Here is a 21849-nt window from a genome sequence, read left to right as displayed (position 1 = left end):
AAGGATACCGGGGTTCAGGCGCTCTTGCCGGGATGCAGGAGCTCGTAGAGGTAGTCGGGCGCCTGGGTCACATCGGCAATGGTGTAGCGGTCGAGCACGGCGAGGAAGGCGTCGCGTGCGTCGTTGAGAACACCGCGCAACTGGCAGGCGGGCAGGATCGGGCAGACGGGGTTCTCGCAGTCCACCACGTTCAGGTTCGGCTCCATGTCGCGGATTACGCTGCCGACGTTGATCTCCGCGGGTTCGCAGGCGAGCGAGATCCCGCCCCCCTTGCCGCGCCGGGTGATGATGTAGCCCTTCTGGCCGAGCTGGTGCACGATCTTGACCAGGTGGTTGCGGGGGATGGCGAACTGCTCGGAGATGTCGCTGACGGTTACGCGCTGCTCGCGCGGCTGCACGGTGAGGTACATCAGGACGCGAAGGGAAAAATCGGTATAGCGGGTGAGCTGCATAGGAGGGTTTCGTCGGTTCGCGGTGATCGAGGATATGCTTGAACGTATATTTCAGAGAACCTTAATCGGTCCGGACCTGCGTCACAAGCGCATGCGTTGCGGGCACGTGAAGCACAGGTGCGCCACGGCCTATAGTTTCGGGCCGGTGGGTCGTTACAGCGATAACAAAAGCCGGAGTGTACCGGCATCAGGGGGCAGCAATGGAGCAGGAGAGTGGGTGGCTGAGTCGCCTTTCGCTGGCGGGACGTTTCTCGCTCGCATTGAGTGCGATTGTCGGGGTGTTCTTCCTGATCGCCGCCGCGGCGGTGTTCTGGCATACGGCCACGCTGAAGGGCGGGATGGAGGCCACCCTGGAGCAGGTCATGCAGGAGCACGCGACCACGCCGGCCCTGGAGGCCGAAGTGGCCGCTGCGGTGGACCGGCTGCTGGATGTCGCGGCCTGGCAGGTCAACGCGATGATGCTGGGCGTGGCGATTGGCGTGATCGTGGTGGTGTACTTCCTGTTCGTGTTCATGATCCGTCGCCGCCTGGCGGGACTGGCCGGGCGATTCCGTGCGGTCTCGGAGGGTGAGGGGGATCTGCGCCAGCGCATCGAGGCCCCGCGCAACGACGGCATCGACCGCCTGGCCCGTCTGTTCAACGCCTTCATCGAGCGCCTGCAGCGCATGGTCTCGGAGATGGTGGAGCATGCACGGGAGCTGGGGGAGTCGGTTGGCACCCTGCACCGCGTGGCGGAGGAGACGAATCAGGAGGTGCAGCAGCAACAGGCGCGGCTGGGCCAGGTGGCGACGGCCATGAACCAGATGACGGCCTCCGCCGAGGAGATCGCCCGTAACGCCCGCACGGCCTCCGAGGCGGCCGACCAGGCCGAGACCGAGACCCGGACCGGCTCCGGCGTGGTCGACACAACCGTGCGCACCATGCGCGAGCTGGCCAGCGAGATCGGCACCGCCAACGAACAGGTGGCGCGTCTGCAGGCCGAGTCGGACCAGATCGGCTCGGTGCTCGATGTGATCCGCGGGATCGCCGAGCAGACGAACCTGCTGGCACTGAATGCGGCCATCGAGGCGGCCCGGGCGGGCGAGCAGGGTCGGGGGTTTGCCGTGGTCGCCGACGAGGTGCGGACGCTCGCGACCCGGACCCAGGAATCGACGACCGAGATCCAGGCCATGATCGAGCGTCTGCAGGCGGGTGCCCGCTCGGCGGCCGGGGCGATGGAGCGCAGTCGGGAGAAGGGCGAAACGGGCGTGGACGAGGCCGCCGGTGCCGGCGAGGCCCTGCAGTCGATCCGCTCGGCGGTCGAGCGGATCCGGCATCTCAACAACGAGATCTCTGGTGCCGTGTCACAGCAGGCGGAGGTCGCGCGCGAGGTGGATGGCACCCTCACGGAGGTCAGTCAGGGGGCCCAGGTGACAGCGGCCAATGCCGAGGCCACCGCCAGCGAGACCGATGCCCTGGTGGCGCGCATCGAGCAGTTGCGAGGTCTGACGACGCAGTTCCGAGTGTAGCCGGGCTTTTGCCGGCGGTGCGACGCCGGTACCGACGCCGGGTAGGTGGTTTGCGTATACTGCGGCCCGCCTCGGGATCACGGAGTCGCACCTGTCATGACAGTCTGGGTCGCCACCCTGCTCGGGATCGTGCAGGGCATCTTCATGTTTCTTCCGGTCAGCTCGACCGCCCACTTGGTTCTGACCCAGCACTGGCTGATTCGTCAGGGCGAGCCACTGCCGCCTCCGGAAAGCCCTGAGATGATCCTTTTCGATCTGGTGGTGCACGTCGGCACGCTGGTATCGATTGTCTTTGTCTTCCGCAAGAGCCTGCTGCGGCTGAGTGGCGGGATCGCCCGCGAGAGCTGGCAGTGGGCCTCCGCCCGGGGCTCCGCGGGGCGCGAGATGCTGTTCCTGCGCCTGGCGCTGCTGTGCGGGTTGTCGGTGTTCGCGACCGCCGTCGTGGGTTTTACCCTGAAGGCCGGGTTCGAGCAGGTGTTTGCCCACCCGACGCTGATCGCCGGGACGCTCAGCCTCACCGGCGTGCTGCTGTGGTGGACGGACCGGTTGCAGCGGCGCCCGCTGGGCCTGCGCCAATTGAGCCCGAAGATCGCGGCGATCATCGGCGTGGCGCAGGGTTTCGCGCTGATTCCCGGGCTTTCGCGCAGCGGTATGACGATCGTCTTCGCGCTCTTCACCGGGCTCAAGCGGCGCTGGGCGGCGGAGTACAGCTTTTTCCTCGCGATTCCCACGATCCTGGCGGCGACCGCCGTGCAGTCGCTGGACGTCCTGAACGGCAACGGCCTTGGGGACCTGAACTGGACGGCCCTGGCGGTGGGCTTTGTGGTATCCGCGCTGGTCGGGATTGTGTCGCTGAAGATGGTGTTGTTCTTCCTGTACCGCGCCAACCTGAAGGTCTTCTCCTTCTACCTCTGGGCGCTGGCGCTACTGGTCCTGTTCGGTTTCCTCGACGTGGACATCATGTACGGCCACTGATCGGGGCACGCGAGTACCCCGGCTCGGCTTATTCCGGGCCGCGCAGCACCGCCAGCGGGGCCTGGTCCAGCACCCGGCGCGTCCCCAGCCAGCCGGCCAGGGCGATCCCCAGCGTACCGCCCCCGATCCCGTAGACGAAGGTCAGGGGATTGACGCTGTAGTCGAACTCGAACACCTGCCAGGCGAGCAGGGCGCCCACTGCCGTGGCGATCACGGCCGCGAGCAGCCCGGCCAGCAGGCCCAGGGTCCCGAATTCCGCCAGCAAGCCGTTGCGAATGTGGTCGCGACGTGCCCCGAGGGTGCGCAGCAGGGCGGCCTCCCGTCGTCGGACGTCGCGGGTGGCCTGGACCGCGGCGTAGAGCACGGTCAACCCGGCGATCAGGGTGAACAGGAAGACGTATTCGACCGCCCGCGTGGCCTGGTCCATCACATCGCGGACCTGCGCGAGGATGGCGCTGACGTCGATGGCCGATACGGCGGGGAACTCCCGCAACCACTGGTTCTGGGCGCTGCGCTGGTCTTCGGGCACGTGCATGGCCGTGATGAAGGTCCGGGGCTGCTGGTCCAGCAGCGGAGGCGGGCCGATGACGAAGAAATTCACCTGGAAGCTGTCCCAGTCGACCTCGCGGACGCTGGTGATCGGACTGCGGATGGGCTGCCCCCCAACCCGGAACGTCAGGTAGTCGCCCAGTGCCAGGTCGAAGCGTTCCATGAGTCCGGCCTCCACCGACCAGCCCCGGTCGGGATCCTGCCCGGCCTCGCCGAACCAGTGTCCATCGACGATGCGATTGTGCGCCGGCGGGGTGTGCGCATACGACAGGTTGAATTCGCGATCCACCAGTCGTCGGTCGCGATCATCGTCAAAATCCTCCGGATGAACGCGTTCGTCGTTGATCTCGATCAGACGGCCACGGATCATCGGGTCGAGTTGCGGGCGTTCGAGGCCGGCCGCCTCGACCCGGTCGGCGAAGGCCTGCTCCTGGCCCGGCTGGATGTTGATGAAGAACTGGTTGGGGGCGTCCTCCGGGATGCTGGCATCCCAGGCCTCCAGCAGGTCGACGCGCACGATCGCCAGCAGCAGCAGGGCCAGGATCCCGACACTGAAGGCCACCAGTTGCACCGCGCTGAGGCCGCCGCGCCGGGACAGGTTGGCCAGCCCGAAGCGCAGGGCCATGCCGCCGCGGTTGCGCAGAGGCCTCAGGGCGAGCACCAGCCCCATCCCGAGGACGGCCAGCAACGCGATGGCCACCGCGGTGCCGATCAGGACCCAGGCGGCGAGTTGCGGGTCGGCGGCCTGCCAATAGAGTAGGCCGCCGAAGGCGAGCAGTGCGAGGGCGCCGGAGAGCCATACCGAGGTGGGCGGCAGGCCCAGATCGCGGCGCAGGACGCGCAGCGGCGAGACCTGGCCAATGCGCAACAGCGCGGGGAGGGCGAAGCCAACGGCGGTAATCAGTCCCACGCCCAGGCCGGCGACCAGTGGCCGCGCCCCCGGAGGAGGGAGATCCCCGTCAAGCCAGCCGCCGAGCAGGGACGCGAGGACGAACTGCGCGGCGAAGCCGATGGCGAGCCCGACAGCGCTGGCCAGCAGGGCGACCAGCACCACCCGGCCGAAGTAGGTCAGCAGGACCCGGCGGCCGCTGGCGCCCAGGGCGCGCATCACGGCCGCCGGATCGGCGCGGCGCTGGGCGAAGTGATGGGCCGCCACGGCAATCGCGGCCCCGGCCAGTAGCACCGCCATCAGCGAAGCGAGCCCGAGGAAGCGCTCGGCGCGCTCGATGGCCGTGCGCAGCTCCGGGTTCGCATCGTCCAGGCCCAGGAGGCGTTCCCCGGCCTCCAGTTCGTCCCCCAGCCAGGCGCGGAAGGCGGCAACCTCCGCACTTGGTCCGGCGGCAAAGAACTCGTAGCGCACCCGGCTGCCGGGGCCGATCAGTCCACTGGCGTCCAGGTCGTCGAAGGCGAGCATCAGGCGCGGCGCGATGTCCAGTAGGTTGCTGCCACGGTCGGGTTCGTGCGCGAGGATGCCGGTGACCTCCAGGTCCAGGTCGCCGACCTCGACCCGGTCGCCCACCTGAAGCCCCAGGGCCTCGAGCAGGGTGGATTCCAGCCAGGCGGTACCGGGTTGCGGCCCGCGTTCGCGCGGTTGTTCCTCGCCGTCCAGTCCCGAGCGGGTGCGGGCCTCGCCCTTCAACGGCCAGCTGGGCTCGACTGCGCGCAGGGCCGCCAGGCGCGACTGGTCGTCCTTGCCGAAGACCACGCTGGGCAACGAGGCGGTGCGCGCCGTGTCCAGCCCGCGGTTCGCGGCTTCGTCGGGCCAGCCCGCCGGCAGCGGGTTGTCACTGACCACCGCAAGATCACCGCCGAGGAGGGCGGTGGCCTGCTGGGCCATCCCGCGATCCACGCGATCGGTAAAGAAGCCGACGGCGGCGACCGCGGCGACCGCGACGACCAGCGCCGCGGCCAGTACCCGCAGTTCGGCGGAGCGCCATTCCCGCCAGGTGCCGCGCAGCAGCGCGCGCAGGGGATTGCGGCCCTGACCCCGGGTATGGATGTGGCTTGCCGTCATGCCAGCACGCCATCCTGAATGGAGATGATGCGGTCGCACTGCGCCGCCAGTTCCGGATCATGGGTCACCAGCACCAGTGCGGTGGCGGGCCCGTCGCCGTCGGGATGCCGGGCCAGGCCGAACAGCAGTTCGATGATGCGGTGACCGGTCTTGCCGTCGAGATTCCCGGTAGGCTCGTCGGCGAACAGGACCGCCGGGTGGTCGACAATGGCGCGGGCAATGGCCACCCGTTGCTGCTCGCCCCCCGAAAGCTGGTGCGGGTAATGCGCGGCGCGTTCGCCAAGGCCCACGCGCTCCAGGGCCTGGCTGGCCCAGCGGTTCAGGGTGGCCTGATCTTCGCCGGCATGGGCCGGGTTCAGCTCCAGCGGCAGCAGGGCGTTCTCCAGGGCCGTCAACGCCGGCAGCAACTGGAAGGACTGGAACACGAACCCGACCCGGCCGGCGCGCAACGCGGCGCGGCCATCCTCGTCCAGTTCGCTGATGGTCCGGCCCAGCAGGCGAACTTCTCCCGCGCTCGGGGCGTCCAGACCTGCAAGGAGCCCGAGCAGGGTGGACTTGCCCGATCCGGAGGCGCCGAGGATCGCGACCGTCTCGCCGGCCTGGACCGCCAGCGATATGCCGCGCAGGATGTCCAGCGGCCCGCTGGGTCCGTTGATCCGCTGTTCGATGTCCCGGGCCTCCAGTACATATGACGAGGATGCATCCATGTTGCGTATTCCGTTGGTCGTGATGGGCTTGATCGCGTTGCTATGGAGTCCCGTTGCGCCCGGGAATTCCCCGGAAGACGAAAATCGCTCCGCCGAGCCGCTGCGAATCCTGGTGTTCGGGGATTCGTTGAGTGCGGCCTATGGCATGCCGGAGTCTGCCGGGTGGCCGGCCCTTCTGGAAGAGCGCCTGGCCGAGCGCGAGCGGGAATGGGTGGTGGAAAACGTCTCCATCAGCGGTGACACGACAGCCGGCGGCCGGGCGCGTCTGCCAGAGGTACTGGAGCGCATGGACCCGGCCCTGGTGATCCTGGCCCTCGGGGGCAATGACGGCCTGCGGGGTCTGGCACCATCGGCCATGCGCGAGAACCTGGAGGTGATGGTGGACGCGATCGACGCCGCCGGGGCCGAGACGCTGCTGCTGGGCATCCGCATCCCGCCCAACTACGGGCGGCGCTACACCGAACGTTTCGAGGCGGTCTTTACCGACCTGGCGGCTGCTCGGGATCTGGCCTTCGAGCCATTCTTTCTCGAGGACGTGCTGCTGGAGGACGGAATGCTGATGGATGACGGCATTCACCCCAGCGAGGCGGCGCAGCCGCACCTGCTGGATGCCGTGTGGCCACGCCTTAAACCCATGGTGGAGGACGCCGAGGCGCGCAAGCCGCCACGCGATGACCACGTGGCCGGGTAAAGCCCGGGGGTTCGCTCAGTCCGCCAGTAGCGCCCGCAACTCCGCCACAACGTTCTCCGGAAGCAGTTGCCGCAGGACGGGATGCAGGTCGCGCTCGACCTCGGACAGAAGGGAAAGGGTGCGGACCTCCGAGTGCCGGCAGAGCGGGTTGCCGTACTGGTTGGCCTGAATGCTGCGCCGGGAGCCCATGCTCATCAGGGCCACGCCGGGCAGCCCGCGCGGGCCTTCGTCGAGGACCTCGACCAGTTCCACCATGCAGCCATCCACTTCGCCCTGGATCCCGATCAGCGGGGCGAGGCGATCGATCATGCGGCTGGACTGTTCGGTCGTCAGCATGGCCATTGGCCTACCTTACGACCGTTGCGGTCGCGGCGCTAGGGGAAACACTGATCAATGTGCACGCTCGCGTTGGCGCCCCAGGTTTTCCGAGACAAGGCGCGATGCGTAGCCGGTAGTGGTTCTACCGGCCTGTTGTTCACTGATTCGCGCCGCAACGCAGGATCGGGGAACCTGGGATGCCCACCCCGAGGGGGCGCAGCCGCTTTCGTGCGCGCACGGCATTGCGGCTCCCTTGTGCAGAATGACTGCAGGGCCGTCACCACGCATTAAACGCACGCAAAAGCGGTCGAGCCCCTGCTTTCCATAGGTTCTCGGGTTGGCGCGCCCCCTTGTTCCCGATCCCGCGTTGCGCCGTCTGGGCAAACCCTCGATCACCCGGACGTTCGCCGCCCGTGCCGATGCCGACAAGTGGGCGAGGGCGATCGAACTCGAGATGGACACCGGGCAGTTTCTGCCGCGCGCGGATGGAGAACGTACGACCGTCACAGCAGTGTTTGAGCGGTACGCTCGGGAGGCACTGCCTCAAAAGGAATCCCGGGGGCAGATATCATCATCCTTTTCTAGGATCACCGAGTGGTGGGGCCTCCACTCCTTGGTAGGCCTCACGCCTGGCCCGGTCGCGCGTATCGGGATCGGAGGCTTCAGACAGTTCCCGGAGACCAAGTGGGCGAGGAGTTGCGGGCTTTTCGGTCGGATCTATCGAATCGCAATGACCGACTGGGGCATCTATGTTCCGCGTGGCGCTCCTGCGGATCGCATATGGTTGCCGCCGACCGGTCGTGGACGAGACCGGCGCGTGCCGGACGCAGAGCTGGACGCGACCCTGGCGGCTACTCGATCTCGAGATCGGACCAGTCTATTGCGCGTAGCCGTCGAGACCGCTGTGCGGCGCGGCGAGCTGACCGCCCTCACGTTGAAGCATTTCGATCTGTGTCGTCGGGTGGTACACCTCCCCGAGTCCAGGAACGGCCAGGCCCGTGACGTTCCTCTTTCAAAGAGAGCGAGGGAGGAGCGGACTGCTATCCCGCGCAGACCGGCAGGGAGGGAATGGGGCCTGACACCTGATGCGGCCTGCCGGTCGTTCGTCCGCACTGTGCAGACGGCGCAGGCGCGTCATGTCGAGAGCGAGGAGGTGGCCGGAGCTTCCTGGTTGCCGATTGGCTGGTCGGCGTGCGCCCGCACGACTTGCGGCACGAGGCGACCTCACGTCTGTTCGAGGGAGGCCTATCGATCGTTGAGGTCTCCGCCATCACTGGGCACGCCGGTCCCGCCTGGCTGTGTCAGTATGCGCATCGTCGCGCGGACGACTTGGTGGCACGGCTCGGAGAGCTACCACGGAGGATGTCGTGTCATGTGAGGTCGCGCCTGATCGTCCGTCTCGGTACGAGTCCTCGGCACAAGCGTGAGTTATCCGTTAGCCGAATCGGGGCGAAATCTGAAGTGAATCACGGTTTGTGCTCTGATACCGCACGAACAGCGTCTGGTTGGACACGGGCGATCATGACATCGGGGCAGTCGTTGCGCGGTTCCGATCGACACGAGAGGTGATGGATGGGGCGATTGACACGATGGACGTTGGTGGCTGCGGTTGGGATGGCCACGATGTCGGCGGGGATGGCCACGGCCGACGAGGTTTCCGAGCTGCGACTGGAGAACCGCTCCAGTGAGGCCCTTCAGGGGACCATTACGGTCCTGCACGGATCGGCGGATTATGAACAACGGCAGTTCAACCTTGCCCCGGGTGCACGCGAAGAGTTCGTCTGGGATGGCTGGTATGGGAACTACGCGTACGAACTGGACGGAGGGCCCCTCAATTCGGTGCTGATGTCATTGCCTGGATACGCTTCCTACTACTCCAGTGAAGTCGAGATCACCTGGTACGACGATCAGGGCGAGCTGAGCCACCGGGTCGAGTGCTCCAACTCTTGCCGGTGGCCATGATCGAGGCCGTTTCGCGGCTGTAGTGCGCGTGCAGGCAAACGTCTGCACGATCGAATGACTCGAATGATACGAGTGTGTGGCCGGTGAAATCCTCGCCGATTCAAGAAGAAAGGCGAGCGGCCGTCTGTTGGGTCCGACAATGAGGAGAAAAGATGAAAAAGCGATTGGCTACGATGATGCTGCTGGGTGGGGTAATGCTCGGCGGGACCGCGAACGCTTCTACGATTTGTGTGTGCGTGGGTATAGGGAGTACCGGAGGTGGCTGTGGTAGCGGCGCCATCGGCGCGAATTTCGGGCAGTATTTTGGCAATGTGAGCAACTCGGATCTGGAGTCTTACTTGCGCAAGCAGCATGCCGAGCGGCTCAGCAGTGGTGCCAGCAGTAGTGAGTATTCGTCCCAAACCGGTTGGTTGTGCACCCGGGAACGACGTTAGGTCTCGGATCTAAACGAACCGCACGTGTTAGGTGACACGCGAGGCTGGCCAGCATGCTGGGTCACAGGTGTGCTGGCCAGCTTGGCGTTTGCAGTGTCCGCATGGGTTGTGATGCCCACGGCCGCTGCTTCTGCAAGTAGTCTCCATGTCCACGAATACGAGCCTGCCCCGTTGTCGGGCAGCGAGTTGGAGTTGGGGCTGGCCGAGGCCATCGCCCTGGCTTTGCGGCGGAATACCCAGCTGCAAAGCGCGTATCTGGATCGGGTGGTGGATCAGTTGAATCTGGCGGTGGCCGAGGCGCAATTTCGGCCCCGGGGTACGATCGTGTTGGGCGCCCAGCATAATCGGGCACCAGGGGACGATGCCGATACTCAGCGTTCAAGCACCCTCTCGCCGTCTCTGGATACCGAACTTCCGACCGGAGGGCGGATCGGTTTCAGCTGGAATCTTGACCAGGACCATGGCCTGGATGAGCCCGCCGACCAAACCTCGCGCAGCTCCCAACTTTCGCTGGACCTGAATCAGCCGTTGCTGCGCGGCGGCGGCCTGGCGGTGGGTCGGGCACCCCTCGAGATTGCCCGCTTGCAGGAAACGGCGAGTGCCCTGGGGCTGGAAGAGACGGTGGTGGCGACCATCGATAGCGTGATTGCGGCGTATCGCGCGCTGTTGCAGGGGCAGCAGCGCCTGGAGATCGCGAAGGGTTCCCTGGAGCGCACCGTTGAACAGCTGGAACGCAATCGTGCGCTGGTGGAGCGCGGCCGCATGGCATCCAACGAACTGGTGCAAACCGAGTCGCGTCTGGCCAATCAGCGCTTCAGTGTCAGCCAGGCGGAAGACGCCGTGGACCAGTCTCGGCTGGAGCTCCTGCGCCTGCTCAACCTGGGGCGTGACACGCGCCTTCGTCTGCGCGACACGGTCGAGCTGGAGGCGCTTGAGAGCCTTCGCGTTCGATCTCCCTCGCTGGAAGCGGCCACATCGATTGCGCGTGACAACCGTCCGGATTATTTGCGCCTGCGGATCGCGCGCGAGATCGAATCGATCGGGCAGATGCTGGCCGAGAATGAACACCTCTGGAGACTCGATCTGAACGCCTCGCTGGATGCCGGGGCGACCGGGCGAAGCGCTCGGCAGGCCACCGGTTCGACGCTGGACGAACGTCCGGGATATGCATTGGGGCTGGAGCTGGAGATCCCGATCCTGGATCCGGAGCGGCCGGTTCGACTGCTTGAATCCCGCATTCGCCTGCGGCAATCGGAAATCCAGTTCTCCGAACGAGAAGTCGAGCTGGAGCTGGAAGTGGAACGTTCCCTGAATGATCTGAACAGTCGCTGGCAACAGTTGGGCTTGGCGCAGCGCTCGCTTGAATTGGCGCGCGAAAGCCTGGAGATCGAGCGTGAGCGGCTGGCGGTGGGACGAACGACGTCGTTCCAGGTCAATGCAACCGAACAAAACCTCCAGCAGGCCGAGCAGAGCTTGTTGGACGCCGTGATTGCGTATCTGAATGCGCAGACTGCGCTGGACCGGGCGCTGGGGACCACGCTGGATAGCTGGGGGCTGTCGCTCCCTGAAGCGGGAGTGATGCCATGAGCGACAGTCCAGTTATGTTGAGTCAGCAGATCCTGGATTCGATGGCGGATGGGGTGCTGGTCGTCGACGCCTCGGGCGCGATCACGACCTTGAATCCTGCCGGGGCGGCGATTCTCGGTTTGCGGGCCGATGAGGCAGAAGGGCGCAGCCTGGCCGAGGTGTTTATCGGAGAAGAGGGCTACGCAGCCTTTGTCGATGCATTGTTCGAGGCGGTCTATTCCGGTGTGATGCAGCCCAACCAGATGGTGTCCATCAGCGTGGGCGGGCACGTGCGTTCGCTGAAGTTGACCACCTCCTATCTGGCGCCCCGGCAAGCCGGGGGTGAACGCGCCGTGCTGGCGGTGTTTACGGATGTGACCGACCTGGAGCAGGCACGCCAGACCGAGCAGAGCCTTTCCGATGAGCTGCGCGGCAAACACAAGGAACTGCAGGACGCGTTCCTGGAAATCGAGGCGAACAGCGAGGCCTTGCAGCAGGCGTACCGCCGTTCCGGCCGTATGCGGCTGATGATGACGGCCGCCGTTGTGGCCGTGTTTGCGGGTGCTGGGTACTGGGCGATCCCGAACGCTGCGTTGCCCGAATTTGCTGCCAGCGATGCCCAGGTCGTCGATGCCACTCAGCCCGGAGCGTTCGAGGTGCAATCGCGTGCGGTGGAAACCACCACGAGCTTTTCCGGGCGGTTTCGTCCGGGCGATGTCATTACGCTGGTCAGTCCTTTCGAGTCCACGGTGGTGGCCCGCCACGTGGAGTATGGCGAGCGGGTGGATGAGGGTGATCTTCTGCTGGCACTCGATTCGACCGAGATCGATATCCGCTATCGGCGTGCACGCAGCGACCTGGCGGATGCCGAGGCGGAGCTTGAGGACCTGGAGGACTGGGAGCAGGGCCGCGAGATGGCCAATTCACGCCGCAGTCTGAGGCAGGCCGAACGCAATTTGAGTAACGATCAGCGCGAACTCGATGATGTCGAGCATCTCTTCGAACGTGGCATCGTTCCCGAGCGCGAGTTGCGAGCGGCCCGGGAGCGAGTGGAAGAATCCCGAGTGCGGGTCGAGGCAGCGCGAGAAGACCTTGCGGAGACCTCGCGTCAGGGCGGTGAACGGGCGATTGCGCGGGCGCGCGTCGAGGTGGAGAACGCGCGCGCGGAGTATGAGCAGGTACGACGCCAGCGTGAGGGGGCCCGCGTATACGCCCCGGTCGATGGCGTCGTTCTGGCGCCCCTCGGCGAGGACCGGGATGACGGCGAGCGGGTAGAGGCTGGGGGGCGTGTGTCCAGTGGTGCCGCCCTGCTGGCGGTGGGCGACCTGTCTTCCCTGGAGATCGAAGGCACCGTTGATGAGCTGGATATCCATGACGTCCAGGCGGGCCAGTCGGCCCGGGTGAACGTGGTGCGAGGCGGGGGTGACCCGATGCCGGCCCGGGTGTCCTATGTGTCTTCGCAAGCGCAGGAGGGGAGCGGACGAGGTCTGCCATCGTTCCGCCTGATCGTGCGTGTTGATGACCTCGACGACCAGGACCTGGACCGGATTCGGGTGGGGATGTCCGCCTCCGTGGATGTGATCACGCAGCAGGATCCGGATGCGGTGGTCGTGCCCCATGCCTATCTGGGCGGGAGCGGATCGGAGCGTTGGGTCCTGCGGCAGACATCCAACGGTTCCGAGCGGGTCGCCGTGGAACTCGGCCGGTCCCGATACGATGGGGTCCAGGTGCGAAGCGGCCTGGAACCCGGAGATCGGCTGTTGCCACCCGGGGGTGAAGGTTGATGTCCGCGGCGCAACCGCTGGTTCGCCTGCAAGACGTCCATCGCTCCTATCGAGTCGGACCCACCGATGTGCACGTCCTGCGCGGAGTTCAACTCGAGATCCACCGGGGTGAGCTGGCCTCGCTAATGGGGGCTTCCGGCTCCGGCAAGTCCACGCTGATGAACATCATCGGGATGCTGGAACGCCCGTCGTCGGGTGATTTCTTTTTCGAGGGTCAGGACGTGCTGCAACTTGCGCCCGATGCCCTGGCGCATTACCGCAATCAGCAGATCGGTTTCGTCTTCCAGACCTTTCACTTGCTGCCGCGACTGACGGCCCTGGATAACGTGGGGCTGCCGCTGCTGTATCAGGACGTGAGCAAGCGGGAGATGCGTCGCCGTGCGCGCGAGATCCTGGGGCGAGTCGGCATGGGTGATCGGATCGATCATCGACCCAACGAGCTCTCCGGCGGCCAGCGCCAGCGGGTCGCGATTGCGCGTGCACTGGTGGGTAACCCTTCCGTGGTGCTGGCGGATGAGCCCACCGGCGCGCTGGATTCGAGTGTGGGCCGCGAGATCATGGATCTGTTCCACGAGCTCAACGGCGAAGGCGTGACCGTGGTGATCATCACCCACGACCCGGCCATCGCACGGGAGTGTCCCCGGCAACTGGTCATCCGGGACGGTGTGGTCGCCGGCCCGGAGCAGGTGCCGGCATGAGGTTGCGGGTGCTCCTGGGCGAGGCGAGCCGCAATATTGTGGCGACCAAGCAGCGCTCCCTGCTGGCGCTACTGGGGATCGTGATCGGCACGGCCTCGGTTATCGCGATGCTGAATGTCGGGTCCATCATGCAAAACGCGGTGCTGGAGCAGTTTCGCGCGATGGGGACCAATGTCATCAACATCCGACAGCGCTACGCCACGGATGAGGACGACCCCGCGCGTAACCAGCTGGACCTTGCGCTGGCTCGGGCGTTGGGACCGGCCCTGCCGCAATTGATTCAAGTCGCGCCATTTGATGCGGCGAGTTCGCAACTGCGAGCGGGCGCTGAGACCCAGAATGTCCGGCTGACGGGGGCGACCGAGGCGTTACAGGGGCTCTTGCGGGTCCGCCTGGCCGCCGGGCGCTGGGTCTCCGAGCTGGATGGGGTGGAGCTCCAGGGTGTGGTCGGTTCCGAGGTGGCATCCAGCTATGCCGCGCAAGCCAACCAGCCACTGGAAGTGGGTGCCCGAGTGGGGCTGGGCGGCTACACCATGACGGTGGCCGGAATCCTGGAGCCGTATCCACGAGGCGGCGGGGTGAGTCCGATTTCCCCGAACCGGACGATCTTTCTGCCGATCGAGGCCTTGCAGCGTTTCGATGCCGATGACCAGCTGGAAGGCATCCTGGCGCGTGTGCATCCACAGGCCGACCATCAGGAACTGGCGCGAATCATCGAGACCTGGGTGGAGGAGCGCGCCCCGGGGTTGCCCGTGGAGGTGAATAGCGCCGAACAGTTACTGGCCAACATGGAGCAGCAAAGCCGCATGTTCACGATCATGCTGGGTGCCATCGGCAGCATTGCGCTCATCGTGGGGGGCGTAGGGATCATGAACATCATGCTGGTATCGGTCACCGAGCGACGCAAGGAGATCGGCATTCGGCTGGCCATCGGGGCCCGCAATGCCGACATCCGTCGCCAATTCCTGGTCGAGGCGGTCATGCTGTGTCTGCTGGGCGGTGTGATTGGGGCCGCGTTGGGAACCGGGGTGGCCATCGCCTTTGCCCATTTCACTGGTAACCCGTTCGTGGCGGCACCCATGGCGGTACTGCTGGGCGTTTCCGTCTCCACGCTGACGGGGATTGCCTTCGGGTATTACCCCGCCCTGCAGGCCTCGCGGCTGGATCCGATCATCGCACTGCGTAGCGAGTAGATCGACCCAGCCGGCGCCAGCCACGATGAAGGCTGGCCAGCAGGACCAGCACGGCCAGGCCGTGAAGGAAGCGGTCGCCATGGCGTTGGTAGAAAGGGCGCTCCGCCATGGTGTGGACCACGATGCTTTGGGTCGTGCTCCGCCAGTGAGGCGTCTCGCTACCTGGCACCACTCGGCCCGTCGCGTCGAAGACAGCGCCGCCTCCGGTGTTGTGCAGCATGACCAACGGACTGCGGTTCTCCAGGCTGCGTGCGCGCGCGATGGCCCGGTGCGCATCCGCGGCGCGCGGCGAACCGAACCAGGCGTGATTGCTGATGTTCACGATGATCCCCGCTTGCCCCGACAGGTTCTCGCGCACGAGGTTGGCGAACAGACTCTCGAAACAGATCGTCGGGGCCAGGTGCACCCCGTCGGGCCCGGTCAGGGACTGTTCCGCGTGTCCCGGGCTGAAGCGTGAGGCATGCGGCAGGCGCTCGCGTAGCCAGGGTAGTTGCGCTTCCAACGGCAGGTATTCGCCGAATGGCACGAGCTTGCGTTTGCGGTAGGTCCCGGACAGGCCGGCCCCGGGCTCGAACAGCAGGGCGACGTTGTGAGTGCCATGGCCCGGGTCATCCCGGTGCTCGGTCCCGTTGACCAGGATGGGTACCCCGATCTCGTCGGCCAGGGCGGCCAGGGCGCGATGCCCCCAGGATTGCGGAGCCGCCTGAAGGGTCATGGCCGCCTCGGGCCAGATCACCAGATCCAGATCCGGGTCGGTCTTGTGCAGGTCTCGAGTCTGCGCAATGGCGGTATCGATGTCGTTGTTACGATCGGCCATCGGCATGTCGTCGCGCCGCACATGTACGGGGATATTGGGCTGTACCAGGCCCAACCGGGTGCTGTGTTCCGGAGCGGCCCGTTCCAGTGCATCCAGGCGCAGGCTCCCGTAGGCCAGCAGGGTCACCACCAGCAAACCGAGCAGTACGGGCGCGACTGGGGTGAACGTGTGGCGACTCACCGCGATCAGCATGCCGGCGGCGAGAAAGCCGATCGAGGTCGAGAAAAAGAGCAGCAGGGGCATGCCGCCCACATCGACGACTTGTGCCAGCAGGGGGTGGGCGAGCAGGGCGTAGGCAAAATGTCCGGGAACGACTTGCGGCGAGAAGGACAGGGCCACCGTCAGCAGTCCCGCTGCGAGCAGGGCCTCAGCGGGACGTTCCAGGCGCAGCGCAAGTGCGGCGACGGCACCGGAGAACAGCGCGTAGGGTCCTGCGTGCAGGACCGCCAGCCCCAGCACCATCAGGCTGCCAAGTATCCACGGGAAGCCGAGCCAGGCTTCGGTTCCGGATACGACCCATCCGAGCGATGGCAGCCAGTAGCCCAGGCCCGCCAGAAGGCTGGCCGCAGCGGATGCGCCGAGGGTCAGGCCCTGCAAGGCGAGCCCCAGAAGGGCAATGGATATCAGGACGAAGGCCCCGGGCAGGGGGCCCTCCGGGAAACTCAGGTGAAAGAGAACCGCGGAACCTGCCAGCAGGCCCGCACGCGCGAGCGCGGACAGGGCGGACCGCTGGATCACCAGTGCCGCAACGGTGGGTGTGCCGGAGCTGCTTGGTGGATTAGCGGATGCCGAGGCGGTTCGGACAGCCGCCCCCGCTGTAGTTGATCTCGGTGATCTCGACCTGACCGGAGACTACGTGAACCTCGGAACGGTGGCTGAAATCCAGCCGCTTGCTCTCGCCTTCGCGCCACTGTCCCCGGTCACGGGCTTCGAGTGTGAGACTTTCCATGCGCGAGTCTTGGTCCAGCACCATGGCGTATCCCTGCAGGGTGCTGTCGGCAAGCCCGCGGAATCCGATGCATCCGGTGGCGAAGCTTTGCGTGGCGAGCTGTACGCTGTCGCCGCTGCGCAGGACGTCCCCTTCATTGGCGGAGCTGCCACCCCCTGAGGCGACCGCAGAGGAGAGGGTCACCGAGGCGAGCGAAAGCACGACCGCAGTGGTGAACAGGCGAGAAATTGGATTCATTGCGGATACCGGGGGTTGGGGTGGGGGTGCGGGTTTGCCCTGCCGTGGCCATCAGCCGACGCGCAGTCCGAGGCGATCGGGGCAGCCCCCGCCGCTACGGTTGATCTCGGTGATCTCCACGGAGCCAGAGAGCACCATGATTGCCGAGTTACGGAAGTCGAACCGTTTCGTCTCGCCTTCGCGCCAGCGCTCCCGACCGCGTTCCTTGGTCGAATGGCCTCCACGGTAGGACTCGATGATCTGATATCCCTGCACCTCGCTGTCGCTCAGGCCCCGCAGTTCCATGCAGCCGGTGGAGCCGATCAGGGCCTCTATGCGGGTCTGGTCCCCTGCGCGCAGCTCGTCACCTACATGGGCGCTGCTGGTGCTCGAGGCCAGGCTGGATCCCGAGGTGGCCACCAGGGCCGATGTCACGCTCAGCAACAGGGCGCGTCGTATCGGTTGAGGGATCATTGGGACGTGGCCTCCGTGCTTGTTCGCCGTTGAATGCGGGCCAGCCTAGCATGGGCAGTGCCGACACCTTTATATGGCGTGAGTCCAGCGTAAGGTGAGGCTTTTTGGGCGGGAATGAAGCCTCCGTATCAACGCCGGATGACCGGGCCACGATGCGGATCTCAATCGATGTACGCGGAGGTGTCGGTTGTCCTGGATGGGATCGCCAGATCCCAGCGTTCGAGCACGATGCCCATCGCGCGATCCAGGTCGGTCTGGGCGTTCTGGTAGTTGATGGCGGCATCCAGCAACGACTGCTCCGCCTCCCGGAGCTCGCGCTCCACGCTTTCCACCTCGAACCCAGAGGAACGCCCGACTGCGAGCTTTTCCTGCTCGATCGCCACAGCCTGTTGTGCCAGATCCAGCGCTTGTTCGGCCAGATGGAGTTGATCCCGCCGGCGCTCCAGCGCACCAAGGGCGCGTTCGACCTCAATGCGGATGGATGTTCGGAGTTCCTGGGTCCGCAGGCGCGCCTGACGCTGCTCCACCCGTGCCGCGCCAAGGCGTTGTTGACGCGTGTGCCGATCTCCCCAGGGGATGCTGAGGCGCAGACCCAGGGAGTGGCCAGGAGACTCTTCGAAGCCGCGCTCGATGGCACGAGTGGTGGACGGACTATCGCCCCGCAGTTCGACCGAGGCGGTCACATCCAGTTGCCAACGGTTAGCGTCCTCGGCCAGCGTTCGATCGAGAGCGGTCAGCCGTTGCGTGACCAGCGATTGGCGAAATTCCGGACTCCGATCCAGTGCCGTATCCATCGCGTGTTCGAGGGGGGGTGTATCGGCGAGGAGTCCGTCAATGTCGCGGACATCAATCGTGTCCCGCGGCTCGAGCTTCACCCCGGGTTCCAGCCCAATCAGTCGAATCAGATCGAGCTCGGCCTGATCCCGGCGCTCCAGGGTCTGCGCCTGCTGTAGCTCTTGACGCGCAAGGCTCTCGCGCGCCGGGGCCAGATCCGCGGCCGCGAGCCGACCGCGTTCCACCAGCTCCGTCCGGTTTTCCAGCTCTTGGCGACTTCTTTCCAGTGCCAGCCCGGCGAGTTCGACCCGCTGGTTTTCCAGGATCAGGTTGCGGTAGGCCTGAATCAACTGGGCGAGGGTGCTGATGACCTGTGACTCCAGGGCCAGTACATTCTGTTCCTCGTTCAGGTGCGCCCGTTCCACCGGCGCCCGGCCAATCTCCAACCCCCCACCGCGCAATAGCGGTTGCGTGATCTCCAGCGTGACTGCGGAGGCGCTGTCTGGCGGAGTGTCGGGCGCGTCGGATTCGAGTATCCGTTCGATCCGCCAGTTCAGGCCCGCCTGCGCGCCGGTGGGAAGCGCGAGGCTGGCACTGGGGTTGATGCTTGCGGTGCGCGTCCGCACGCCGTTGGCGCCCGCTGTGCGCTGCTCGCGAGCCTGAAGCGTCACGGCGCTCCGGGGGTGAAAGGCCTGGTTGGCCAGATCCAGATTGGCCCGGTCGACCACACGGCCCAGGTACGCGCCGCGCAGCGACGGATTGCGGGCAAGCGCGACCTGCAAGGTCTCGCGCAACGTCAGGCGCAGGGGCGCGCTCCCGGCTCGCATGCGCGATTCAATTGCGGAGTCGGCCGCCGCGACCACGCGGTCCGGGTCGCCAGGGTTTCCCGGGTCAGCCGCAGCGGGCGTCACCAGGACCAGGAGGCAGCTGAAGAGGGCAGGATGTTTGAACAAACGCATGGCTGGCGGGAGGGGAGCGCAATCTCGATCAGCGGGTGAGTTTCCGGCGACCGCCTGCAAACCTGCGCGCCATCCCATTCAGGCAGTATCCCAAGCCAACCCTTATGCAGTAAAGCTGAGGCTCGGCTGGCCGCAGGGGGGGCGGCATCGAACATCATCGATCTCTTCCGGGCCTGGTCCCGCCATGGGCCTTCCGGATGACCGGCGATGGCTCAACAACCGACTTGATGCCTCCTGTCGTCGGATAAGGTCTGACCCCGGGTCCGCGCCGGTTCGTCGCCGAGGCTGGGGCCTACCACTGTAGGAGGCCAGCCCCCTGGCCGATCGGGGGTGTCCAGCGCCCAATCGCTCAGAGGGCTAAGCCCCTCCGATAGAAAGCGGCTGTGGCGGCAGGTGAACAAGACGGGGTCCTCTTTCTCTCTCTTCTCGGACGATGTCGAGCAGATCCTGGCGGCCACCCGCGACTGTCTGCGCCGTACTCCGCTGGATCGCCCCATGCGCTTGCTGGGGGTGCGGATCGGCCAGCGGGCCCTGGACGCGCGCGGCAGGGGGCGATGGAGGAGTGGCAGCAGGCGGCCCTTCCGTTCTAGTGGGCCCCGGTCTGCATCATCATCTGCCGTTGGCGGCGGTCGCTGACGGCGGCCACGCCGCCTGGTGACAGACGCTGGTCCACGTAGTCGGCGAGCATCCACATCATCCGTTCGACCCGGTGGGTGCGTTGTAGCACCTGGTCCAGGGCGCCGCCGGGCGCTGGATCGGCCTTGAGATACCGGGCACGGAGGTCGTCGAAACGTGCCCGTTGGTTGCGCGAGAGTTCCTGCAACCATTCGAAGTCTTCCCGTTCGCCGCTTTCCACCGCCATGCTAACGGTGTCCAGCAGGCTGCGCAGGCCCTCGGATACTCGGGTCTCCAGTTCGCCGGCCTCTTCCGCATCTGGTAGAGCGTCGGCGATCGGCATACGCAGGTGGTCATAGAGTTGCTGCTCCAGCGCGCGCAGGGTCTCGAACCGGGCGCGCAGGTTTTGATAGCGCATGACCGTGGACTCGAACAGCGGTTCTCCGGCCAGAGCGGTGAACTCTGCCTGCCAGGGCTCCAGGGTATAGCCGAAGTCCTTGTGCAGGGATTCCAGGCGTCCCGGGCCGACACCGCGGGCACGGCCGGTCTCGCTTTCTTCCAGGTAGGTCGACAGGCGCTGCCACAGGGCGGGTTCCGCCGCTTCCAGGGCATCCAGACGACGTTCCGGCAGGGTATGCGGGTCGCCCATCTGTAATGGGTTCACCCAGTCGGACCACAACACCAGGAGCCGCGCCACGAACAGGCTCACGATGACGCCGTTGGTGACCATCAGGATGTAGAACATCGAGAGTTCCACAGGCGGCCAGAGGAGCAGGAGCGAGTAAGCAATGCCGCCGACGATCGCGATCTCGGCGAAGGAGTCGCGCTTGAGCATGTCGATGTTGAAGTCCGAGCGAACCACGTCGCGCATAATCACGCCGAAGGATGCTGTGACCACGGCCATCACCGGGCCCCAGAGCCAGAGCGGGCTGGCATGGGCTTCGACGGCCACGCCGACGCCGATCACGGTGAACGCGGCCACCGCCCAGGCATCCAGGCCGTGCTGCACATTGCCGACCATGCGCCCGCCGAGGCCCGCGCGCTGACGCGCCAACAGGCGCTGTGCGGGGGCGAGATGCACGAGCCAGTGGTCATGCAGCTTGTAGAGTGCGAAGCCGCCCAGCACCACCGCCAGTGGCAGTAACAGGAATTCGGGCGTCTCGAAGATGAAGATCGGATCGCGTCCCAGCAGCAGGTCACGCAGCACACCGCCACCGATGGCGGGAAGCGTGGCCAGTATCAGGGCGCCGAACAGGTTGTAGCGCTCGCGGCGCGCCAGCATCACGCCGGAGGCGGAGAAGGCGAGGATGCCCATCAGCGTCAGTACGTTGAACCAGCCCTCGCTGGTGGTCATGGCCAGAAACGCGGGTAGCAGGTGTTCGACTTCGAGGTTGGCGATCCGGCGGCTGTCCCCCAGAGCCTTCAGCTCGGCATCGAAGGCCTCGACGAATTCGCGTGGAACGGTCGCGCGGCTGAACATCACCCGCACGCCTACCGAGCCGAGATCGAGGCGGGCGCGGCGGATCTCGTGGGTCTGTCCGTTTTGTGCCAGGAACAGGTCGAGGATCACCGGGTCGGCGATAAACCCGTCGATACGGCCCTCCAACAGGGCGGCTACGTTCGCCGCATCGCTGTCAGTCTCCAGGATTTGGGCGGCATCGCCTGGGTCCCGCACGAGGCGCGCGACCTCGGGGTCGGCGAAGGCGTAACCCCGTGTGATGCCCAGGCGAAACGCGCCGGCCTCCACCGCCTCCAGGAACGCCTCGCGGCTGGCCAGGCGCATGTCGCCGTCATTACGCAGGTAGAGCGCGTTGCGTTCCTCGCGATAGGGCCGCGAGTAGTGGACGTAACTCAGACGCGCGGGTTCATAGTACGTCCCGACGACCAGATCGAGGGTGCCTTGCTTCAGCCCCGCCAGTTGGTCGGACCAAGGCATGGGACCATAGCGTACGGTGTGGCCCGTGGCCTCGGCCGCCTCGCGGGCGACACGCAGATCCAGCCCCGTCGCGGCTCCGGATACGCCATCCGGATCGGCATATTGGTACGGGGGCCGCTCGAACCAGCCGGAACGCAGCGTGTCCGGCGGGCCCTCGGTTGCGACCGGAAGCGGCGCGGCGAGGGGGTCGATCGGGTCGGCAGCGGCCACGGGAACCGTTACCAGTCCGGCCACCATCCACAACACGACGTACAGATC

Annotated in this window: 18 protein-coding genes; 9 read left to right on the top strand and 9 right to left on the bottom strand. The window is 66.1% G+C overall.

The genetic code is table 11. From position 1 onward, the window contains the following. Nucleotides 1-14: 14 nt before the first annotated feature. On the bottom strand, nucleotides 15-452 hold the full coding sequence (locus D106_RS0102965; RefSeq protein ID WP_018875514.1) for an Rrf2 family transcriptional regulator: 438 nt from the start codon (nucleotides 450-452) through the stop codon (nucleotides 15-17). Between the two features lie 200 nt (nucleotides 453-652). Here D106_RS0102965 and D106_RS0102960 point away from each other — a divergent pair, with 200 nt between their 5' ends. Both D106_RS0102960 and D106_RS0102955 read left to right on the top strand, forming a co-directional pair. Further along, nucleotides 653-1960, top strand: coding sequence for a methyl-accepting chemotaxis protein (locus D106_RS0102960; RefSeq protein WP_018875513.1), 1308 nt, complete (start codon nucleotides 653-655; stop codon nucleotides 1958-1960). Nucleotides 1961-2056: 96 nt separating this feature from the next. After that, entirely contained in the window at nucleotides 2057-2935 is an 879-nt protein-coding gene (locus tag D106_RS0102955) for an undecaprenyl-diphosphate phosphatase (RefSeq protein WP_018866359.1), read from the top strand. Between the two features lie 28 nt (nucleotides 2936-2963). On the opposite strand, the gene D106_RS0102950 is transcribed toward D106_RS0102955, so the two are convergent. Together D106_RS0102950 and D106_RS0102945 are read right to left on the bottom strand one after the other, a co-directional pair. Further along, complete coding sequence (locus D106_RS0102950; protein WP_018879151.1) at nucleotides 2964-5498, bottom strand: ABC transporter permease; 2535 nt, start codon at nucleotides 5496-5498, stop codon at nucleotides 2964-2966. After that, on the bottom strand, nucleotides 5495-6205 hold the full coding sequence (locus tag D106_RS0102945; protein WP_018879150.1) for an ABC transporter ATP-binding protein: 711 nt from the start codon (nucleotides 6203-6205) through the stop codon (nucleotides 5495-5497). The genes D106_RS0102950 and D106_RS0102945 overlap by 4 nt, the downstream gene beginning before the upstream one ends. Between D106_RS0102945 and D106_RS0102940 the strand changes: the two genes are divergently transcribed. Then, a complete protein-coding gene (locus D106_RS0102940) occupies nucleotides 6204-6896 on the top strand; it encodes an arylesterase (protein WP_018879149.1) in 693 nt (230 codons plus the stop codon). The two genes, D106_RS0102945 and D106_RS0102940, sit on opposite strands and share 2 nt — an antisense overlap. A gap of 15 nt (nucleotides 6897-6911) precedes the next feature. On the opposite strand, the gene D106_RS0102935 is transcribed toward D106_RS0102940, so the two are convergent. Next, nucleotides 6912-7238: a hypothetical protein gene (locus D106_RS0102935; RefSeq protein ID WP_018875508.1), complete on the bottom strand. Its 327-nt coding sequence runs from the start codon at nucleotides 7236-7238 to the stop codon at nucleotides 6912-6914. A 430-nt stretch (nucleotides 7239-7668) separates the two neighbouring features. Between D106_RS0102935 and D106_RS15360 the strand changes: the two genes are divergently transcribed. The 6 genes from D106_RS15360 to D106_RS0102910 all read left to right on the top strand — a co-directional run bounded on the left by D106_RS15360 (nucleotide 7669) and on the right by D106_RS0102910 (nucleotide 14851). Next, the gene (locus D106_RS15360; RefSeq protein ID WP_369773046.1) at nucleotides 7669-8592 is read left to right on the top strand and encodes a tyrosine-type recombinase/integrase; all 924 of its coding nucleotides are present in this window, start codon (nucleotides 7669-7671) and stop codon (nucleotides 8590-8592) included. A gap of 257 nt (nucleotides 8593-8849) precedes the next feature. Beyond that, on the top strand, nucleotides 8850-9176 hold the full coding sequence (locus tag D106_RS0102930; RefSeq protein ID WP_196994408.1) for a hypothetical protein: 327 nt from the start codon (nucleotides 8850-8852) through the stop codon (nucleotides 9174-9176). Nucleotides 9177-9691: 515 nt separating this feature from the next. Continuing rightward, nucleotides 9692-11197: a TolC family protein gene (locus tag D106_RS0102925; protein ID WP_231372844.1), complete on the top strand. Its 1506-nt coding sequence runs from the start codon at nucleotides 9692-9694 to the stop codon at nucleotides 11195-11197. Then, on the top strand, nucleotides 11194-12960 hold the full coding sequence (locus D106_RS0102920; protein ID WP_026280552.1) for a PAS domain S-box protein: 1767 nt from the start codon (nucleotides 11194-11196) through the stop codon (nucleotides 12958-12960). The genes D106_RS0102925 and D106_RS0102920 overlap by 4 nt, the downstream gene beginning before the upstream one ends. After that, the gene (locus D106_RS0102915; protein WP_018879145.1) at nucleotides 12960-13658 is read left to right on the top strand and encodes an ABC transporter ATP-binding protein; all 699 of its coding nucleotides are present in this window, start codon (nucleotides 12960-12962) and stop codon (nucleotides 13656-13658) included. The genes D106_RS0102920 and D106_RS0102915 overlap by 1 nt, the downstream gene beginning before the upstream one ends. A gap of 8 nt (nucleotides 13659-13666) precedes the next feature. Continuing rightward, nucleotides 13667-14851 carry an ABC transporter permease gene (locus tag D106_RS0102910; RefSeq protein ID WP_018879144.1) on the top strand — a complete coding sequence of 395 codons (1185 nt, stop codon included), beginning with the start codon at nucleotides 13667-13669 and terminating at the stop codon, nucleotides 14849-14851. Here D106_RS0102910 and lnt read toward each other — a convergent pair. The 5 genes from lnt to D106_RS0102885 all read right to left on the bottom strand — a co-directional run bounded on the left by lnt (nucleotide 14829) and on the right by D106_RS0102885 (nucleotide 21828). Continuing rightward, nucleotides 14829-16364 (bottom strand): apolipoprotein N-acyltransferase, encoded by a 1536-nt coding sequence (lnt, locus tag D106_RS0102905; protein WP_026280551.1) that lies wholly within the window; start codon nucleotides 16362-16364, stop codon nucleotides 14829-14831. The genes D106_RS0102910 and lnt overlap by 23 nt on opposite strands. A gap of 82 nt (nucleotides 16365-16446) precedes the next feature. Next, on the bottom strand, nucleotides 16447-16854 hold the full coding sequence (locus D106_RS0102900; RefSeq protein ID WP_026280550.1) for a hypothetical protein: 408 nt from the start codon (nucleotides 16852-16854) through the stop codon (nucleotides 16447-16449). A gap of 51 nt (nucleotides 16855-16905) precedes the next feature. Further along, a complete protein-coding gene (locus D106_RS0102895; protein WP_026280549.1) occupies nucleotides 16906-17307 on the bottom strand; it encodes a hypothetical protein in 402 nt (133 codons plus the stop codon). 161 nt (nucleotides 17308-17468) lie between these two features. Then, nucleotides 17469-19040, bottom strand: a complete 1572-nt coding sequence (locus D106_RS0102890) for a TolC family protein (RefSeq protein WP_026280548.1) — start codon at nucleotides 19038-19040, stop codon at nucleotides 17469-17471. 586 nt (nucleotides 19041-19626) lie between these two features. Beyond that, the gene (locus tag D106_RS0102885) at nucleotides 19627-21828 is read right to left on the bottom strand and encodes a transporter substrate-binding domain-containing protein (protein ID WP_026280547.1); all 2202 of its coding nucleotides are present in this window, start codon (nucleotides 21826-21828) and stop codon (nucleotides 19627-19629) included. Nucleotides 21829-21849 lie beyond the last annotated feature (21 nt).

This window comes from Thioalkalivibrio sp. ALE9, from assembly GCF_000377445.1.
Taxonomy (GTDB): Bacteria; Pseudomonadota; Gammaproteobacteria; order Ectothiorhodospirales; family Ectothiorhodospiraceae; genus Thioalkalivibrio.
Note: the sequence above shows the minus strand (reverse complement) of the source record. Positions and strands in the feature narration are given on the sequence as shown.

Bases quoted from the DNA above. Each gene is read 5' to 3' on its own strand.
- D106_RS0102965 (WP_018875514.1), bottom strand. From the start codon at position 452: ATGCAGCTCACCCGCTATACCGATTTTTCCCTTCGCGTCCTGATGTAC.
- D106_RS0102960 (WP_018875513.1), top strand. From the start codon at position 653: ATGGAGCAGGAGAGTGGGTGGCTGAGTCGCCTTTCGCTGGCGGGACGT.
- D106_RS0102955 (WP_018866359.1), top strand. From the start codon at position 2,057: ATGACAGTCTGGGTCGCCACCCTGCTCGGGATCGTGCAGGGCATCTTC.
- D106_RS0102950 (WP_018879151.1), bottom strand. From the start codon at position 5,498: ATGACGGCAAGCCACATCCATACCCGGGGTCAGGGCCGCAATCCCCTG.
- D106_RS0102940 (WP_018879149.1), top strand. From the start codon at position 6,204: ATGTTGCGTATTCCGTTGGTCGTGATGGGCTTGATCGCGTTGCTATGG.
- D106_RS0102945 (WP_018879150.1), bottom strand. From the start codon at position 6,205: ATGGATGCATCCTCGTCATATGTACTGGAGGCCCGGGACATCGAACAG.
- D106_RS0102935 (WP_018875508.1), bottom strand. From the start codon at position 7,238: ATGGCCATGCTGACGACCGAACAGTCCAGCCGCATGATCGATCGCCTC.
- D106_RS15360 (WP_369773046.1), top strand. From the start codon at position 7,669: ATGGACACCGGGCAGTTTCTGCCGCGCGCGGATGGAGAACGTACGACC.
- D106_RS0102930 (WP_196994408.1), top strand. From the start codon at position 8,850: ATGGCCACGGCCGACGAGGTTTCCGAGCTGCGACTGGAGAACCGCTCC.
- D106_RS0102920 (WP_026280552.1), top strand. From the start codon at position 11,194: ATGAGCGACAGTCCAGTTATGTTGAGTCAGCAGATCCTGGATTCGATG.
- D106_RS0102915 (WP_018879145.1), top strand. From the start codon at position 12,960: ATGTCCGCGGCGCAACCGCTGGTTCGCCTGCAAGACGTCCATCGCTCC.
- D106_RS0102900 (WP_026280550.1), bottom strand. From the start codon at position 16,854: ATGAATCCAATTTCTCGCCTGTTCACCACTGCGGTCGTGCTTTCGCTC.
- D106_RS0102895 (WP_026280549.1), bottom strand. From the start codon at position 17,307: ATGATCCCTCAACCGATACGACGCGCCCTGTTGCTGAGCGTGACATCG.
- D106_RS0102890 (WP_026280548.1), bottom strand. From the start codon at position 19,040: ATGCGTTTGTTCAAACATCCTGCCCTCTTCAGCTGCCTCCTGGTCCTG.
- D106_RS0102885 (WP_026280547.1), bottom strand. From the start codon at position 21,828: ATGGTGGCCGGACTGGTAACGGTTCCCGTGGCCGCTGCCGACCCGATC.